17 protein-coding genes are annotated in these 18,677 nt (G+C 45.6%); 3 read left to right on the forward strand and 14 right to left on the reverse strand.

From position 1 onward, the window contains the following. Positions 1-6 precede the first annotated feature (6 nt). The 10 genes from VK541_RS08855 to VK541_RS08900 all read right to left on the reverse strand — a co-directional run bounded on the left by VK541_RS08855 (position 7) and on the right by VK541_RS08900 (position 11,219). Positions 7-1,944, reverse strand: a complete 1,938-nt coding sequence (locus VK541_RS08855; RefSeq protein WP_324369041.1) for a KUP/HAK/KT family potassium transporter — start codon at positions 1,942-1,944, stop codon at positions 7-9. 28 nt (positions 1,945-1,972) lie between these two features. Then, on the reverse strand, positions 1,973-3,037 hold the full coding sequence (locus VK541_RS08860) for a M20 family metallo-hydrolase (protein ID WP_324369043.1): 1,065 nt from the start codon (positions 3,035-3,037) through the stop codon (positions 1,973-1,975). Positions 3,038-3,041: 4 nt separating this feature from the next. After that, complete coding sequence (proC, locus tag VK541_RS08865) at positions 3,042-3,860, reverse strand: pyrroline-5-carboxylate reductase (protein ID WP_324369045.1); 819 nt, start codon at positions 3,858-3,860, stop codon at positions 3,042-3,044. 2 nt (positions 3,861-3,862) lie between these two features. Continuing rightward, positions 3,863-4,651 carry an acetylglutamate kinase gene (gene argB, locus VK541_RS08870; RefSeq protein ID WP_324369047.1) on the reverse strand — a complete coding sequence of 263 codons (789 nt, stop codon included), beginning with the start codon at positions 4,649-4,651 and terminating at the stop codon, positions 3,863-3,865. A 23-nt stretch (positions 4,652-4,674) separates the two neighbouring features. Then, positions 4,675-5,637: an acetylornithine carbamoyltransferase gene (locus VK541_RS08875; protein ID WP_324369049.1), complete on the reverse strand. Its 963-nt coding sequence runs from the start codon at positions 5,635-5,637 to the stop codon at positions 4,675-4,677. Then, positions 5,634-6,767, reverse strand: a complete 1,134-nt coding sequence (locus VK541_RS08880; RefSeq protein ID WP_324369052.1) for an aspartate aminotransferase family protein — start codon at positions 6,765-6,767, stop codon at positions 5,634-5,636. Before VK541_RS08880 ends, VK541_RS08875 begins: the two co-directional genes overlap by 4 nt. A gap of 30 nt (positions 6,768-6,797) precedes the next feature. Beyond that, complete coding sequence (argC, locus tag VK541_RS08885; RefSeq protein ID WP_324369054.1) at positions 6,798-7,769, reverse strand: N-acetyl-gamma-glutamyl-phosphate reductase; 972 nt, start codon at positions 7,767-7,769, stop codon at positions 6,798-6,800. Continuing rightward, positions 7,759-8,952, reverse strand: a complete 1,194-nt coding sequence (locus tag VK541_RS08890) for an argininosuccinate synthase (RefSeq protein WP_324369055.1) — start codon at positions 8,950-8,952, stop codon at positions 7,759-7,761. Before VK541_RS08890 ends, argC begins: the two co-directional genes overlap by 11 nt. Before the next feature lie 11 nt (positions 8,953-8,963). Next, positions 8,964-9,668 carry a GNAT family N-acetyltransferase gene (locus VK541_RS08895; protein WP_324369057.1) on the reverse strand — a complete coding sequence of 235 codons (705 nt, stop codon included), beginning with the start codon at positions 9,666-9,668 and terminating at the stop codon, positions 8,964-8,966. A 348-nt stretch (positions 9,669-10,016) separates the two neighbouring features. Further along, positions 10,017-11,219, reverse strand: coding sequence for an FAD-binding oxidoreductase (locus VK541_RS08900; protein ID WP_324369060.1), 1,203 nt, complete (start codon positions 11,217-11,219; stop codon positions 10,017-10,019). A gap of 106 nt (positions 11,220-11,325) precedes the next feature. On the opposite strand from VK541_RS08900, the gene VK541_RS08905 reads away from it, so the two are divergent. Then, entirely contained in the window at positions 11,326-12,474 is a 1,149-nt protein-coding gene (locus tag VK541_RS08905) for a M28 family metallopeptidase (protein WP_324369062.1), read from the forward strand. 265 nt (positions 12,475-12,739) lie between these two features. Then, on the forward strand, positions 12,740-13,417 hold the full coding sequence (locus VK541_RS08910) for a metal-dependent hydrolase (RefSeq protein WP_324369066.1): 678 nt from the start codon (positions 12,740-12,742) through the stop codon (positions 13,415-13,417). Positions 13,418-13,710: 293 nt separating this feature from the next. On the opposite strand, the gene polA is transcribed toward VK541_RS08910, so the two are convergent. After that, positions 13,711-16,521, reverse strand: a complete 2,811-nt coding sequence (gene polA, locus VK541_RS08915; protein WP_324369069.1) for a DNA polymerase I — start codon at positions 16,519-16,521, stop codon at positions 13,711-13,713. 149 nt (positions 16,522-16,670) lie between these two features. Here polA and VK541_RS08920 point away from each other — a divergent pair, with 149 nt between their 5' ends. Continuing rightward, positions 16,671-17,348, forward strand: coding sequence for a hypothetical protein (locus VK541_RS08920; protein WP_324369071.1), 678 nt, complete (start codon positions 16,671-16,673; stop codon positions 17,346-17,348). 3 nt (positions 17,349-17,351) lie between these two features. On the opposite strand, the gene VK541_RS08925 is transcribed toward VK541_RS08920, so the two are convergent. The 3 genes from VK541_RS08925 to trmB form a co-directional block, all read right to left on the reverse strand. Continuing rightward, a complete protein-coding gene (locus tag VK541_RS08925) occupies positions 17,352-17,912 on the reverse strand; it encodes a DNA-3-methyladenine glycosylase I (protein WP_324369073.1) in 561 nt (186 codons plus the stop codon). A gap of 25 nt (positions 17,913-17,937) precedes the next feature. Continuing rightward, complete coding sequence (locus tag VK541_RS08930) at positions 17,938-18,264, reverse strand: MGMT family protein (RefSeq protein WP_324369075.1); 327 nt, start codon at positions 18,262-18,264, stop codon at positions 17,938-17,940. Further along, positions 18,264-18,677 (reverse strand): tRNA (guanosine(46)-N7)-methyltransferase TrmB (gene trmB / locus VK541_RS08935; protein WP_324369077.1); only part of this gene is annotated, 414 nt, incomplete at its 5' end. The genes VK541_RS08930 and trmB, both read right to left, overlap by 1 nt.

The following is an 18,677-nucleotide window of genomic DNA, read 5'->3' on the forward strand; positions in this document are numbered from 1 at the left end:
ATTGTTCTATTTTATCCTTTTCATTTGGATTGGATCCGGGGTGTCGACGATCAGCGGAACTTGCTCAATACTCACAAAACTTGAGTCCAGCCCGAAACCCCTTCTTTCTGAAATGCTCAATAGTTTCAGCAGTTTGTGATAAGAGATGGTTAATCTTTCTCTAAAACTCAGGCTGCTGGAGTTGGACAGGATCTTTTCAATCACTACAAAACGGAAATCACCGGGTATTTTTCTCGCCTGTAAGGATTCGTATTTACTGGTGATGTCAATTTCGCCGCTTTTCACCAGTTCTTCTACCACTTTTCTAAACAGGACATTGACCCGCTGCTCTACCCTGAAGCCCAGTCTAAAGTCTATCCGGATTAATTTTTCCGGAATCATATGGTCTACTTCATACTCCATCGTATAGGGTTCGTCCGTTACGTCCACATGCAGTATCCAGTAAACATCAGCCCTTTTTGGCTGCTTTTGAATAATGGAATAAATAACTGAGGATTCTATTTCTGTATTAAAATTAGCGCTCGTTAAATAAACCAGGTTTGAAGCATACTTTGCTATGCTTTCATCAGCACTGATGCTTTTAATTAACGGATAAAATTCTTCGATATCAACAAATTTCATATACCTGTTCCTGATCCTGCGCCCATTGTGCCATGCCCACATCACCGAGAAAAGTACGGTTCCCAAAATTAAGGTAAACCAGCCTCCATGCAATATTTTTGCTGCATTACCGGCAAGGAAGGTCAGTTCAATAATACCATAAATCGTCAGGAAAACAATGATCAGGTACATCGGAACCCTCTTGCGCATTAAAAAGATAGACACCAGTATGGTGGTCATCAGCATGGCTACCGTGATTGATAAGCCATAAGCCGCTTCCATATTCACTGATTTTTGAAAGATCAGTACAACGGTAATACAGCCTGCCCATAGAATCCAGTTCATGGACGGAACATAAAGTTGTCCTTTCTGCTCGCTGGGATAATTGATTTTTACTTTAGGCCAAAGGTTTAACCTGACTGCCTCGGCAATTAAGGTGAAGGAACCTGAAATCAATGCCTGACTGGCTATAGCGGCTGCTACTGTAGCGATAGCGATTCCGTATATCAAAAACCAATCTGGCATCAGGTGGTAGAAGGGGTTGACATCTCCCAAATGAGTTCCCTGAAGATTCCACAGCCATACTCCCTGTCCCATGTAATTCAAAACCAGACAGATTTTCACGTAAATCCAGCTGATCCTGATGTTAGAACGCCCGCAGTGACCTAAATCTGAATACAGTGCCTCTGCTCCGGTTGTACATAAAAATACTGCGCCGATGATTAAGAAAGCTTCGGGATTAGTAGCTAAAATGCGGTAAGCATAATAAGGATTGATCGCCTTTAAAATCTCAGGCAATTCCATAATATGTACAAAACCTAAAACAGCGATCATGGTAAACCAAAGCCACATTACCGGCCCAAATGCTTTGCCAACCAGTGAAGTTCCGAATTGCTGCAATACAAACAAAAATGTAATGATCGACAGTACGATCGGGACTGTCGGAAGATCTTTATAAATAAGCCCAAGTCCTTCAATAGCGGCTGAAACCGTTACTGCCGGCGTCATGATTCCGTCCGCCAGCAATGCCGCCCCGCCGATCATAGCCGGAATGATCAGCCATTTTGCCTTTCGTTTAACCAAAGAAAATAATGAAAATATGCCCCCCTCACCTTTATTGTCTGCCTGTAAGGTAATTACAACATACTTTATAGTGGTTTGCAGTGTCAGTGTCCAGAAAATACAGGACAGGCCTCCGAGAATCAGATCCTGGGTAATTAGCCGCTCACCGATTATAGCTTTAAAAACATACAGCGGTGAAGTGCCAATATCACCATATATAATACCTAAACTGATTAATAAACCCGCTGCACTTAGTTTTTGGATATGCTTATGATGACCCATAGATTTTAAATAAATAAATTGTTGATCACTACCCTTTGATCACCGGCTCCAGCATCTTGATATACAGTTCAATCCCCTCAGCGATCTCATCCACAAAAACATATTCATCAGCCATATGCGACCTCGCCGAATCACCCGGCCCCACCTTTACCGAAGGAATGCTCAGCAGCGCCTGGTCTGATGTGGTCGGTGAACCATAAGTGGTCCTGCCCAAAGCCACACCTGCCTGCACCAGCGGGTGTTCTTTATCAATGGAAGAAGGTTTCAGCCGGATAGACCGGGGTTTCACATCGCAGTCTACATTCGTTCGGATGATCTTTAACACCTCTTCATTGGTATAAGCATCAGTAACCCTCACATCAACCGTAAAGGTACAGGTTGCAGGAACTACATTGTGTTGTGATCCTGCATTGATGATCGTCACCGTCATCTTCAAAGGTCCAAACACTTCTGAAATCTTAGAAAAGCGGTAATTGCGGAACCACTCGATGTCTTTCAAAGCCTTATATATCGCATTGTCACCTTCTTCGCGCGCAGCATGGCCCGCTTTCCCGGTAGCAGTACAATCCAGCACCAGTAATCCCCGCTCGGCAATGGCCAGGTTCATTTGCGTAGGTTCACCTACAATGGCAAACTCCAGCTCACCAAGATCCGGCAGTACCAGCTCCAGTCCGTTATTTCCGGAGATCTCCTCTTCTGCTGTAGTCGCCAGACAAACATTGTAAGTTAAACCCTCCTGACCATTGAAGTAAAGGAAGGTCGCTATGAGCGACACCAGACATCCTCCGGCATCATTGCTGCCAAGGCCATATAGTTTGCCGTCTTCTACTGCTGCATCGTAAGGATCGCGCGTATATCCCGAATTGGGCTTTACTGTGTCGTGATGCGAATTCAGCAGCACAGTTGGCTTCGAAGGATCAAAATGTTTATTGTAAGCCCAGATATTATTAAGCTTTCTAAAAGTTTTTATATCACGTTGCTGCAAAAACTGTTCAATTGCATCAGCAGTCTTGTCCTCTTCTTTACTGAATGACTGGATACTGATCAATTGTTTCAACAATCCCAGGCTATCTTTTTGCAGTTGTTCTATCATGTGGTTATTCTTTTGTATATAAAGCCCCGGCTTTAACAGCCGACAGCTTGATGCCTTTAATCAATGAGGAGCTGAATCCGTTGTGCTCCATCTCATTGAGACCGGCAATGGTACAGCCCTTAGGCGAGGTTACTTTATCTATTTCCTGTTCAGGATGTGATTGCATCTGCAATAAAAGATCCGCAGCACCTTTAGCGGTCTGCACGGCCATCTTCAAAGCTTCATCCGCATGAAAACCGATCTCTACCCCACCCTGGGAGGCTGCCCTGATCGCCCTTAAAAAAAAGGCGATGCCACATGCACATAATGCCGTAGCCGAAGTCATCAGGTCTTCGTTGATCTTTGATGCCGAACCTACAGTCTCAAACATCCGGATCACTTCATCCACATTTTCTTTGGAAGCATTGTCAGTCGCTATACAGGTCATGGACTGGCCAATGGCAATGGCTGTATTCGGCATCGCCCTGATCACCTGTACCTGATCACCAAGTTTGTTCCTGATGTCTGCACAGCTTACACCGGAAGCCACAGAAATAAAGACTTGTTTTTTTACGTTCACCACAGGTCTGATCTGGTCCAGCAATTGGTTCAGCTGCTGCGGCAATACCGCCAAAACGATCAGGTCTGCGCCTGCGGCGACCGCCGCATTGTCTGTACTGGTGATGAAACCCTGGTCGGCCAGCGTGCTTAGGTTTGCAATGTTGCGCCTGGTCAGACTGATCTGTCCGGGTTCTGCATAGCTTGCTTTAACAAGCCCTTTGGCCAGTGAAATGCCAATGTTTCCGCTTCCTAATATGGCAATACTGCCTTTAAACTGGTTCATAACTATCTGATTAATCGTGTTCCGAAATTCTGTTGATCTAATTGTGAGAGCTCGTCCGCTTTGCCGATATATACCGCATTCACACCATTTTTTATTGCCTCAAAGGCATTGTGCAGTTTGGGGATCATCCCGCCTGAAACAGTGCCGTCCTGTTTTAATCCTTCAAATTCGCCACTCCTGATCTGCTGAACCAGGGAGCTGTCGTCGTCAATGTCCTTCATCACCCCTCTTTTTTCAAAACAGTAGATCAGCGAAGTCTCGTAAAGACCCGACATTGCGACGGCCACCGCAGAAGCAATGGTGTCGGCATTGGTATTCAGGAGCTGCGAATCCCCGTCGTGCGTAATGGCGCAAAGTACCGGCACAAGACCTGCTTCCAATAAGTTTTTGAGTGTTTCCGATGCTACCGAAGCAGCATCCAGATCTCCTACAAAGCCATAGTCGATTTCCTTTACCGGACGCTTTACCGCCCTGATGATATTGCCATCAGCACCGGTCAGACCTATCGCGTTGCTGCCTTTGGCCTGCAGCTGGGCCACCATATTTTTATTGATCAGACCGGCATAAACCATGGTCACGATCCTTAACGTTTCAATATCCGTAATGCGTCTGCCTTCCACCATTTTTGCCTCCACACCCAGGGAATCTCCGAGCTCCGTAGCGATCTTGCCGCCGCCATGTACCAGGATCTTCTTTCCCGGCAATGCGATAAAGTCCAGTAAAAACTGGTGCAGCTTTTCGGAATTGTCAATCACATTACCGCCAATCTTGATTACACTGAGTTTATTCATGGCTTTAAATTAATCATTCTGATCTACAAGTTCTCCAACATCTGCTTCAATACCGCCTGCGCTGCCCACAACCGGTTTCCCGCTTCATGGATCACCAGCGAATTCGGTCCGTCAAGGATCTCTGAGGACAGCTCCAGATCCCGGCGGACCGGCAGGCAATGCATCACTTTGGCATCATTTGTTCCTTTTAATTTTTCGTTGTTCAGCATCCAGCCTTCCGGATAGGTCAATACCTTTCCATATTCCTTGTAGCTGGACCAGTTTTTCACATAGATATAATCTGCCCCTTTAAGCGCTTCATCCAGACTATGGGTGATGTATGCCCCCGGGGTAAAATCTTCATTCAGCTCATACCCCTTTGGTTGCGCAATGGTAAAGTCGATCATGCCATCTTCCTGCGCCTTGCACATCCACTCTGCAAAAGAGTTGGGCACTGCCTGCGGCAAAGCCTTGATGTGGGGCGCCCAGGCCAAAACTACTTTGGGTTTACCTTCACCTTTCCAGGTCTCCTTGATGGTCACCAGGTCAGCAAGGCTCTGCAGGGGGTGGCGGGTTGCGCTTTCCAGGCTCACTACAGGGACATTGCAATACTTGATGAATTTGTTAAAGAAATCTTCATTGTAATCCTCTTCCCGGTTCACCAGTTTAGGAAAAGAACGCAGGCCCAATATATCACAATACTGCCCCATCACTGCCGCAGCTTCACGGATGTGCTCTACGGTAGTGCCGTTCATGACTACGCCATCCTGGGTTTCGAGCGCCCAGCCTTCTTTGTCCATATTCATCACCATCACATTCATGCCCAGGTTTAACGCTGCCTTTTGAGTGCTCAGACGTGTGCGCAGACTTGGGTTCAGAAAAACAAGGCCCAATGTCTTATTTTTCCCCAAATGCTGTTGTGAATATGGATTTTCCTTTAGTGCCAATGCGTCTTTTAAGAGCTGGCGGATGTCTTGTACATCGTGTACTGAAGTGAATTGGTTCATCCTTTTAAAGCAATTTTAAATTCGTTTAAGAAATGATCAGCCTGAACCTTAGTTAAGTTTAAGGCAGGCAATAGTCTGATCACATTTGGCCTGGCTTCCCCGGTAAAGATCTTATGTTTGAACAGCAAATCCTTCTTCACATTAGCCAGGCTTTCCGGCAATTCAATGCCGATCATAAGACCCCTGCCGCGTACTTCTTTCACCTCGTCAATTTTCCTGAGTTCAGCGATCAGATAACTGCCGACTTCTTCTGCATTTTTCATCAGGCTGTCCTGATCCATGATCTCCAGCACGGCAAGCGCTGCCGCACAAGCCAGGTGGTTACCGCCAAAAGTAGTGCCCAGCATTCCGTGCCATGGCTTGAACTTAGGCGATATAGAGATGCCCGCAACCGGAAAACCGTTGCCCATGCCTTTTGCCATGGTATATACATCGGCATTGACACCTGCGTAATCATGAGAATAAAATAATCCGGTTCTTCCGTAACCGCACTGTACGCTGTCGGCGATATAAACGGCATCATATTCGTCGCACAGCGAACGGATCTTTTGTAAAAAGCTTACCGATGCTTCTTTGATACCGCCTACACCTTGTATGCCTTCTATGATCACAGCCGAGATTTCAGTACCATATTCGGCAAAGGCTTGAGCCAATGCAGCTTCATCGTTATGCGGAAGGAAAATGATGTGATCCGTTTCATTTACAGGAGCAATGATCTTCGGATTATCAGTAGCTGCTACCGCCAGAGATGTCCTGCCATGAAAAGCGCCTTTAAAAGCAATCACTTTCTTCCTGTTGTTGTAGAAAGAAGCCAGCTTCAGCGCATTCTCATTGGCCTCTGCGCCTGAATTGCACAAGAATAACTGGTAATCTGTTTTACCGGATACTTTTCCCAGCTTTTCGGCAAGCTGAGCCTGCAAAGGAATTTTAACAGAGTTGGAATAAAAGCCGACTTTATTGAGCTGATCTGTAAGGCGTGCTACATAATGCGGGTGGGTATGCCCGATAGAGATGACGGCATGACCGCCATAAAGGTCCAGATATTCCTGTCCTTCCGCATCCCATACCGTACTGCCAGATGCTTTGGTTATTTCTATGTCGTTTAATGGATATACATCAAAAAGATTCATGTTCGTAGTTTTAAATGGTGGAAAATAGAATTAAAATGCTGCTGCTTTAAGGTTTAAACCCTGCCGCTCCTCCAGTCCAAACATCAGGTTCATGTTTTGCACGGCCTGTCCGCTTGCGCCTTTCAGCAAATTATCTATTATACTCACCACAAACAACTTGTTGCCATGTTTCTCGACATGCACCAGCCCTTTATTGGTATTGACTACCTGTTTCAGGTCAATGTTTTTCTTGCTTACATGCGTAAAAACATGTGCTGCGTAGTAATCTTCGTATACACGCTGTGCCTCTTCCGCAGAAAGATCACTCTCGACATATATAGCAGCCAGAATCCCCCTGGTGAAAGCTCCGCGCTGCGGAATAAAATTAATGGTCTGGTCAAAGCCCGCATCCAATTGTTTTAAGCTTTCACCGATCTCGTTCAAGTGCTGATGCTCAAATACTTTATAAGCTGAAAGGTTATTGCTGCGCCAGCTGAAATGTGAGGTACCGGACAAACTTTGTCCTGCACCGGTAGATCCTGTCGTAGCGTTGATGTGCACTTCACTTTTCAACAGCCCTTTAGCCACCAACGGAAGCAGTCCCAATTGTATTGTGGTTGCAAAACAACCCGGATTGGCCACATAACAGGCCTGTTTTATTTTTTCCCTGTTGAGTTCAGGCAAACCGTATACCCACTTGTTGCCGGCATTGGCCTTCAGTCTGAAATCCTGGCTCAGGTCTATGATCTTAATATGATCAGCAACAGGATTCGCATCGAGGAATTTTTTTGCGTCACCATGGCCTACACAAAGGAACATGACATCAATATCGGAAGAAAGTTCAGCCGTAAAACGCAGGTCCGTATCACCAAAAAGATCAGTATGCACATCCGAGACTAAATTGCCTCCATTGCTGCTGCTGTGTACAAATGCGATCTCCACAGCAGGATGGTTGATCAGCAAACGTATCATTTCCCCCCCGGTATATCCGGCACCGCCTATGATTCCTGCTTTAATCTTCATGATTGTTCACTTTATGCCAGATCATCACCTGGTTGCCAAAAATCTTAGAGAACCCTTTTACATCTTCCCCGCTCCATGCATTGTTCATCTCACCATAGCTGCCAAATTTACTGCTCATCAGGTCATGCGCAGACTCAATACCGATAATGTTGAAACGGTACGGCAGCAGTTCTACAAATACCTTTCCGCTTACTACTTTCTGCGTGTCTGTTAAAAACGCTTCGATGTTGCGCATGATCGGATCATGGAACTGTCCTTCATGCAGCCAGTTGCCATAAAAAGAAGACAGCTGCTCTTTCCAGGACAATTGCCACTTGGTCAGCGTATGTTTTTCAAGCGTGTGGTGTGCCTTGATGATCACCATTGGTGCCGCAGCCTCAAAACCCACACGGCCTTTAATTCCTATAATCGTATCCCCCACATGAATGTCCCTGCCTATGCCGTACGGCTGGGCGATGGCCTGTAATTTCTGGATTGCCCTGACCGGTTCAAATGTTTCTCCGTCAATGGCCACCAGCTCTCCTTTTTCAAAGGTCAGTTCCAGTTTACGCGATTCCGTTTCGGTGATCTGTGTTGGCCAGGCAGCTTCAGGCAGGGTTTCGTTAGAAGTCAAAGTTTCCTTACCGCCGACCGACGTTCCCCATAATCCTTTATTGATCGAATACCTTGCTTTCTCCGCACTGTACACCACACCACGCGCTGCTAAGTATTCTATTTCGGCTTCGCGGGATAATTTTAAGTCCCTGATCGGGGTAATGATCTCTACTCCCGGGATGATGATGTTGAAGATCATGTCGAAACGCACCTGGTCGTTTCCGGCGCCGGTACTTCCATGTGCTACATAATCTGCGCCTATTTTTTTTACATAATTGGCAATGGCCGTAGCCTGGCTTACACGCTCTGCACTAACAGACAGTGGGTAAGTTGCGTTTTTCAGTACATTACCATAGATCAGGAACTTGATACAACTGTCATAATAATTTGCGGTTTCATCAACCACAGCATGAGAAGCAACACCCAAAGCATAAGCACGTTTCTCTATTTCCTGCAGCTCCTCATCCGAAAAACCCCCGGTATTCACGATTACAGAATGTACTTCCAAATCACGGTCCTGGGCCAGGTAAATACAGCAAAATGAGGTATCTAGACCCCCGCTAAAAGCTAAAACAACCTTGTTCTTCATATTAATGACAGCTATTTATTAAATAAAAACGTAAACAATAACAACAGGGACTTCAACCCCTTATTTTGTGGCTTTGATTTGAGCACCAGCTTCTGCTTGATACTCATGAATCGTTCGTAAAGCGTTGGGTTCTTATGCAGTTCTTCCGCAAATTTCTTCGCTGCATCATGCTTTTGTTCCACAGGGTCATACAACATGGCCGTACACATACAGTTCTTGCGCTCTTTCATCTTCAGGATCTCAAAGTTCACGCAGCTTTGACAGCCTTTCCAGAACTCTTCATCCTGGGTCAGTTCTGAATAGGTGACAGGCTCATACCCAAGGTCCGAATTGATCTTCATCACCGCCAGACCGGTGGTGAGCCCAAAGATCTTTGCCTTCGGATACTTTTGTCTGGAAAGGTCAAATATTTTATGCTTAATGGCATTGGCCAGACCAGCCTTGCGGTATTTCGGACTTACGATCAGTCCTGAATTGGCCACAAACTGTCCATGGCTCCAGGTTTCAATATAACAAAATCCGGCCCATGAGCCATCCTTATGAAAAGCAATGACCGCCTTTCCATCCACCATTTTACCTGCTACATATTCCGGGGAACGTTTGGCGATACCGGTGCCGCGTGCTTTTGCAGACTCTGACATTTCCTCACAGATCTCTTCTGCGAAGACACGATGTTCAGGAAGCGCTACCAGCACTATAAAATCGTTTATATTCATTAATACGATAACGAAAAAATATACATGTTCTGATTAATTGTTTTTTGAGAGGCAATCCTCTGTGGAAAAATTCACTGGTTTGATCAGCGATTTACTCAAATGCGCGGCGTATAGGTTTGCCGGTTGGTAGTAACAGAAAATATGGGTCGCAAACGCTCAATAAACAAACTTTTAGAAGCAATATTCTTTGCCTCTACAATAGAAAGTTTATGTGGTGCGTGCGTGTTCATTTTTCTGTTTACAGTTATTCTTTAAATGACTTGAGGCGCAAAGGTTTAAATAAATATCGAGTTGTGCAATACGTTTTTGATTTTTTTACATTTTTCAGTAAAAAGAAATTCAGGCAATTTATCGTCCAAACCGGAAATAATGCGACAGCAGATCCGGTGATCCGTCCATCATACGGGTGACCATGTCCATCCCAGTGACAGAAAAGGTAATGCCATTGCCTCCAAAACCCAATACGAAATAGCTATGCGGAAACTTGGGATGGCGACCTATATAAGGCAACCCATCCCTGGTTTCCCCAAAAGTCCCGGCCCAGCAGAAATCCTCTATAAAATTCACCTCCGGCAGATACTTCTTCAGGGTCTTTATCAGTCTGTCTCTTTTCCTCCCGATGCGCAAATCTCTTCTGCCGGCATTTTTAAAATTCTCATCCTCACCGCCAACCAGCAACCTTCCGTCTTCTGTAGTGCGCAGGTATAAATAAGGACTATCCGTATTCCAGAACAAAGTCTTCTTACAGACCTCCGCATGCTGGTCGTTTTTTTCGCTGATCATGGCATAGGTGCTTTTTAAGTTCACCACCTTGTCCGGCAGCATTTGCTGGGTCTCGTAACCCGTACAGTAAATGACATTTTTCGCGACAATCTGCCCGCCTGTATCTGTCTCCAGTTTTACACTGTCCTTTTCATATTTCACTTTTTCAAGCTTTGTCTTGTCAAATACCTGCAGGCCTCTTTTGACGTTAAAGTGCAAAAGATCGTGCGTTAGGCAAAAAGCATCGATACTAGCACCATCAGCAGACAAGATCGCACCTTCGGCCATCACACCATATGCTGATTTGACGGCTTGTTTATCCAGCCATTTTACTTCAAAACCTGCGGTCAACCTGGCCTCGTACTCTTTTCGCAGCCACTTTACATCCTTGCTGCTCCCGGCAAAATACACGGACTCTTTCCTTTCAAATCCGCAGACAGATTCGATCTCCCTGACCAGATCCCCAAGTTTATAGATCGCGTCACGACAGGCCTTGTAGCTGGCCACTGCGCCCTGTTCACCGATCATCTCCTTCAATTTATACAATGGCACGTCAATCTCATACTGCAGCATCGAAGTAGTGGCCGATGTACTGCCGTTTGCGATCTCCCGCTTGTCGATCAGTACAGTCCTGTACCCTTTCTCCACACAGGCTTGTGCCATCAGCGAACCCGTGATCCCGCCCCCAACGATCAGCACATCGCATTCCAGGTTGTTTCTCAGTGAGGGATAAGAATGGATGATCCCATTTTTAACCAGCCAGAAGGGTTCATTCGAGCGTATATCCATAATTTTACAGTAATCACCATATAACAACTGTCCGGGCATTGTGTTTCATCCTTAAACATTTAAAATTTCTGTAAGTTTATGTCATCACACATTTGAATTAACCGCAATGAAACATTTGCTCACCTTGCTCTTTCTTTTTGCAGCAGGCAGGTCTCTGTACGCTCAGGATCTGCCTGCTGCCAAAAACATCGTCCGGCAGCTCACTTCAAAACCGATGTGGGGCCGGGGCTATACCAATCAGGGAATGGCCAAAGCCGCAGATTTTATCATCAGCGAATTCAGGTCCTTCGGATTGAAACCAATGGACGGAAAAGACTTTAAGCAGGTCTTTTCATTTCCTGTCAACACCTTTCCCGGAAAAATGCATGTCAGCGTAGACGGCAATAAACTAATTCCCGGCAAAGACTTTATCGTGATGCCGGAAAGTACCGGTAAAAAAACAATGGGAAGCCTGCGGCAAATGGACAGCGTCACTTTCGCAGACCCCGGTCAGCGGTTGATGGTTCAGCTGAAGGATAAGCTCACCTGGTCTGTAGCCAAGCAGCAGGAAGATTATACCGGAGTCCAGATTGATAAAAAATCTATACTGGGCGCTCCTAAAAATATAGAGATGAACATAGAAAACAGTTTTGTAGCGCAATTCAGCACCGCCAACATCTGTGCTATTGTAAAAGGCAGCAAAATACCAGATTCGATCATTGTCATCTCCGCACATTACGATCACCTCGGCGGAATGGGAAGTGAAACCTACTTCCCCGGGGCAAACGACAACGCCAGCGGAATCGCCTTTCTCCTGAGCCTGGCCAAATACTATGCAGCCCATCCGCAGGCCTACAGCATTGCTTTTATTTGCTTTACCGGAGAAGAGGCCGGGTTGGTCGGCTCTAAGTATTTTACTGAACATCCGCTGATCCCTCTGGAACAGATCCGGTTTTTGATCAATGTCGATATGGTTGGTACTGGCGAAGGCGGTATCACAGTGGTGAATGCCACGCTCCATGCTAAAGAATTTGCGCTGCTCAATAAGATCAATGATGACAACAAATACCTCTCTAAAATAAACCCAAGGGGTAAGGCGGCCAATAGCGACCATTATTTTTTTACGGAAAAGGGAGTCCCTGCTTTTTTTATTTATACAATGGGCGGCATAAGCGCCTATCATGATGTTTTTGACGTCGCCGCAACACTCCCATTCACAGAATATAATGATCTGTTCAAGCTTTTTGTGGCATTCAATAAAGAATTAATGAAATAAAATGGGCTCTAAAAATAAAAAGAGCTGCGGCAAACCAAAGCAGGTCTTTTCACGTACATGCTGATATATACCTCTGAAAAACAAAATGTCAAATAGGATATTGGCGGCTTACTTCATCAGTAAGCCGCTTTTTTTATTTAAGGGCGATAGTTTAAACCAATTTCCCTTAATTTCGTTTTATATTAAAATCCATATTTATGTTCGACAAATTAATGGCGGCACAGCAAAAAGCCGATGAAATAAAGAAAAGACTAGATACCAAATTATGAAATTCACTTACTATGGCCAGTCCTGCTTTTCAATTGAAGCCGATGGCAAAAAATTCCTTTTTGATCCTTTCATCACGCACAATCCGCTTGCCAAACATATTGACATTAAAACCATTGAAGCAGATTATATATTGGTCAGTCATGGCCATAGCGATCATATAGCGGACCTTGTTGAAATCGCCAACAATACCAATGCCCATGTGATCGCCGTAGTAGAAGTTGCGACCTGGATCAGTAAACAGGGTATAAAAAATGTAACCGATGTCAATTTCGGCAAAGCAAAATTTGATTTCGGAACATTAAGAACCGTCTGGGCGGTTCATACCAGCGCCAATCCTGACGACAGCTATGGCGGCAATCCCGCCGGATTTGTTCTGGAGCTGGAAGGAAAGACCATCTACTTTGCCGGTGATACGGCTCTTACCTGGGAAATGAAGATCCTTGCTGACCTGTATAGCCTGGACTATGCCATTCTTCCGATCGGCGGTCACTACACCATGGATGTTGATGATGCTTTGATCGCTACGAAATATCTGGAATGTAATAAAGTGATCGGTGTGCATTACAATACATTTCCGCCTATTCAGATTGACACTAAAGAAGCTGTTGCCAAATTCAAAAGAGAAAACAAGACTTTGCTTTTGCCTGGCATTGGTGAGACCATTGAGCTTTAACCAGAAAGGCTAGCCAATAGAAAATTAAGGCGCTTAAAATTTAAACTAAAGAAAGTCAGCATTACTATTCAAAGGCTCAAAACCCTTAGGCACGCTGAAAAAGCGCGCAAAGGCTTTACATGCCTTTTCATAGAACGCTGAACTTTCTTTAGGCGTGTTGCAAAAAAAAGCAAGTGTTCTCAGAGAAGACATAGGATTTGTGCGCTTCTTCAGCGCGCAAGGTCCAGTCTTCGAAGAGTAATGCTTGCTTTTTTTATACTAAGCTCCCTGCTAATAATATGACGAAACCTTATTTAATGCGCCGCCAGCCAGTTTTCTCCCTGCCCGATTTCTACTTCAATTGGCACCGTAGTTTTAATCGCCGTTTTCATCCGGTGTGATATGATGGCTTTCATGGCTTCAACCTCAGTCTTCAGCACGTCAAACACCAACTCATCATGCACCTGCATCGTCATTTTAGACTGGAGATTCTGGTCCTGAATGTCTTTATGGATGTTGATCATCGCCACCTTGATCATATCAGCAGCCGAGCCCTGAATGGGTGCATTGATGGCATTTCGTTCCGCAAAACCCCTTACGGTCTGGTTGGCAGAATTGATGTCACGCAAGTACCTTCTTCTGCCCAGAATAGTCTCTACAAAACCATTCTCACGGGCGAAGTTCATCGTATCCGTCATGTACTTCTTAATTCCGGGATACTGCGTAAAATACTGTTCAATGATCTCGGCAGCTTCCTTACGCGGAATGCCCAGATTCTGTGACAAGCCAAAAGCCGATTGCCCGTAGATGATCCCGAAATTTACCGCCTTGGCATTGCGGCGCTGAGTTGAATCTACCTCTTCGATAGAAATTCCGTACACCTTTGCAGCCGTAGCCGTATGAATGTCGATACCATTATTAAAGGCATCCAGCATATTTTCCTCTTTACTGATATCGGCAATGATCCGCAGCTCGATCTGAGAATAATCCGCTGAAAGCAGAATGTGATTCTCATCCCTTGGAATAAAAGCCTTGCGCACCTCACGCCCTCTTTCGGTACGAATAGGAATATTCTGGAGATTTGGATTGTTGGAACTCAGTCTTCCCGTTGCCGCCACCGCCTGGTTGTAACTCGTATGCACGCGGCCTGTTTTCGGATTGACCATTAAAGGCAGTGCATCCACATAAGTAGATTTCAGTTTTTGCAATTGACGGAAATCCAGAATATCCTGGACAACGTCGCTCTTACTGGCCAAAGCCAATAACACATCCTCACCGGTCTGATACTGTCCGGTCTTCGTTTTTTTAGCCTTAGGATCAAGGCAAAGTTTGTCAAACAATACTTCACCCAGTTGCTTTGGCGAGGCCAGGTTAAACTTCACCCCGCACTTGTCATATACACTCTGCTCAAACTTCCTGATGTCGATCTCCAGTTCCTTAGAATAATTGATCAGCGTATCCATATCGATGCGCACACCCTCTTTTTCAATCTCCGCAAGCACATAGATCAGCGGATTCTCCACTTCCATGGCCAGTTTTTCCGCATTGAGTTCTTTCAGCATAGGTCTGAACTTATTGGCCAGCTGCAAAGTCACATCCGCATCTTCCGAGGCATAATCAACTACTTTCTCCACAGGCGCATCCCTCATCGTTCCCTGCGCTTTGCCCTTAGGCCCGATCAATGTGGTAATGGAAATCGGCGAATAATTGAGGTAATTTTCCGACAGGACATCCATACCGTGACGCGTATCCGGATCTATCAGGTAATGCGCCAGCATGGTATCAAACAGAATTCCCTTTATGGAAACGCCGTACCATTTCAGCACCAGCATATCATATTTGATGTTCTGTCCGATCTTGCCAATACTTTCATTTTCCCACACTGCTTTAAACTCATCAACGATGACCTGCGCTTCCGTTCTGTTTTCAGGTACAGGAATGTAGTAACCTTCCCCAGGCTTAATACTGAACGACAAGCCCACCAGGTCAGCAAGATTGGCGTCCGTACCCGTAGTTTCTGTATCAAAGGAAATGCTTTCCTGCTGCAGCAACAATGCGATCAGCTCCCTGCGCTCTTCAGGTGTACCCACCAATTTATAATCATGCGGCGTGTTTTCAATAGTTTTCGCTTCGGCCTGTTCAAACATAGCCGGCGCCGCAACAAACACCTTAGGGTCACGCTGCGGCATTTCAACTGCCTGCCCAAACAGATCGGTCTGCTGGCCAGCACTTCCTTTCGCCTCGTTGACACTAAACCCTTCGCCGAACACCCGCTTTCCTATGGTTCTGAATTCGAGTTCAGCAAACAAAGGCTCCAGCAGCTCCCTGCTTGGCTCCTCCAGTTCCAAAGTCTTTTCATCAAACTCAACCGGAACATTCAGTAAGATTGTAGCCAGTTTTTTGGAGATCATCCCCTGCTCAGCATACATCTCCACATTCTCACGCTGCTTGCCTTTCAGCTCGTGCGCGTTGGCAATGATGTTTTCTACAGAACCATATTGCTTGATCAGCAGCTTGGCTGTTTTCTCCCCTATGCCAGGAATGCCGGGAATATTATCCACTGCATCGCCCCATAGCCCAAGTATGTCAATCACCTGTTCCACCCTTTCGATCTCCCATTTGGCCAGAATCTCTTTGACACCCAGCACCTCCATCTCATTTCCCATCCTTGCAGGCTTATAGATAAAGATATTATCCGAAACCAGCTGCGCAAAATCCTTATCAGGAGTCATGCAATATACCTGGAAACCCTGACGCTCACCCTCTTTCGCCAAAGTACCGATGATGTCATCGGCCTCATAACCATCCTTAGTGATTACGGGAATTTTAAAACCCTCGATCATCTTACATACATAAGGAAGTGCGGTAGCCAGGTCTTCCGGCATCGCTTCACGATGTGCTTTATAACCAGCGAAATCCGTATGCCTTTCTGTAGGGGCATCCGTATCAAATACAACAGCAATGTGACTTGGCTTTTCCTTTTTCAGTACTTCCAGCAGGGTATTTGCAAATCCCATCACCGCAGAAGTGTTGATTCCTGTAGAAGTAAACCGGGGAGCTTTGCTCAGTGCGAAATGCGCCCGGTAGATCAGTGCCATGCCATCAAGAAGGAAGAGTTTTTTCATCTGTCTATTTATTGTTCTTTATTTGTGATGAAGCTATCGTGATTTTATCAGGCAATTTTGTGCTTTTGAAAATCATGATGGTCTCATATAAGATCTTTGTTATTTGATAAAGGTAATAATACTCTAATAATTTCCGTTATTTGACGATTATGAGATCTATAAAATATCTGGCGCTATCCCTTCTTGTCCTGTCCGCTCTATATTCCAAAGCACAGGACATCATTGTGATCAGGGAAGGCAACTTTATCAGGGGAACCATTAAAGCAACCAATTTCTCCTCAGTGATCTTCAAGAACGATGCGGAAAGCATGGTGCAGTACGAGGCTAAGGACATCAAAGAATTTGTCTGGAACGGTGAAACTTATGTAAGCAAACCCATCCTGATCAATAAGCGCATGGAGTTCCGTTTTTTCAGGCTCCTTGAACAGGGCACAGTCAACTTATATTCGATAGGCGGTAATACCATGGCTGCAGAACCTCCTCAAAAGCGCGCTAAAGTCAGGCCATCTGTCGCTGTTGGCGGTGGCACAGGCGGTCTGGGCGGTGGTGTGGGCATCTCCATCGGCGGCGGCAGGCGGAGCGAGGCCGATCAGCCAAAACGAATCATGCCGACAACTTACTTTATTGAACGGCTCGGTACCGGTCCCTTGATGGAAATTCCGGTAGAGGGAGTAAATTCCGAAGGCAAGGCGCAGCACATTAAAAACATACTGCTGCAAAAACTAACCGGCAGCGCGGACATCAGCCAGCGCATAAACGCGACAGACACATTTGATGCCAGCCAGGTGAAGTCCCTCGTCGTGGATTACAATTCCATAAAAAAATAATTCTTATCTGCTGATACAGCCGATCTTGTGGTCATTGACCATGCCTGTCGCCTGCATGTGCGCATAGCAAATCGTGGTGCCGAAAAATTTGAACCCTCTTTTCTTCATGTCCTTGCTGATCGCATCGGAGAGCTCCGTTCTTGCCGGGATATCTCTCATGGTTTTGATCGCGTTGACCAATGGTTTCTTACCCGGCAGAAATCCCCAAATGTAGTCGGCAAAAGAGCCGAACTCCTCTTGTATGCCGATGAAAAGTTTCGCGTTGCTGATCGCGGCGTTCACCTTTAGCCTGTTCCGGATAATGCCCGCATCGTTCATCAGCCGCTCCGCATCCTTTTCATCAAATGCCGCTACTTTTTGAACATCAAAATCAGCAAATGCCTTTCTGTACCCTTCTCTTCGCCGGAGAATGGTGATCCAGCTCAGTCCGGCTTGCGCGCCCTCAAGAATGAGAAATTCAAACAGGACCTTATCGTCATAAACAGGCTTGCCCCATTCTTCATCGTGGTATTTGATGTACAGCGGGTCATTGCCGCACCAGTCACATCTGATCATATCCGTCATTGTTTAAATTCTTAGGGTTTTCATTTTATAACTCGATCAGCGGATCCCAGAAAAGTGTTTTAAAATTCTGGACCTTGTCATTCTTCACGCTCACTCCTTCAGCTTCCAGCAATTCCTGCATCAGGTCAGGAGTGCCAAAATGGAACTTGCCGGTCAGCAGTCCGCTGCTGTTGACGACCCTGTGGGCAGGTATCGGCGGATGAGCCAAAGGAGCATTGGCCATCGCGTAGCCCACCATTCTGGCAGAACCTCCGGAACCCAGACTTTTGGCAATAGCTCCATAAGAAGTGACCCGCCCTTTTGGAATGAGCCGGACCAATTCAAAAACCTGATCGTAGAATGACTGTTCCATTATTCAAATGAGAATTGGATGTAATTTATATTTTTATCGTGCTTTAGATAAATCCTTTCATAATGGGTTTTTATGCAAAGCACCTCGTCTGCAAATTCAGATTTGTACAGCTGGTTTGTATTTTTATGGCACACCATTTTCAGTTCGTTTACTGTCTCCACGGTATACTGATAGAGTCCGTCATTGTCGGTTTTCAGATTGACTTTACCGCCGGGTTTCAAAAATGATTTGTATTTATTTAGAAAGCCCGGGTACGTGAGTCTCTTCTTCTCCCGGCTGTCCTGCGGCTGGGGATCCGGAAATGTGATCCAGATCTCGTCAATTTCGTTTGCTCCAAAATAATCAACAATATCTTCAATCTGGATCCTCAGAAAAGCCAGATTCTGAATGCCTTCATCCATCCCGGTTCGTGC

The sequence above is a fragment of the Pedobacter sp. genome, assembly GCF_035317785.1.
Taxonomy (GTDB): Bacteria; Bacteroidota; Bacteroidia; order Sphingobacteriales; family Sphingobacteriaceae; genus Pedobacter.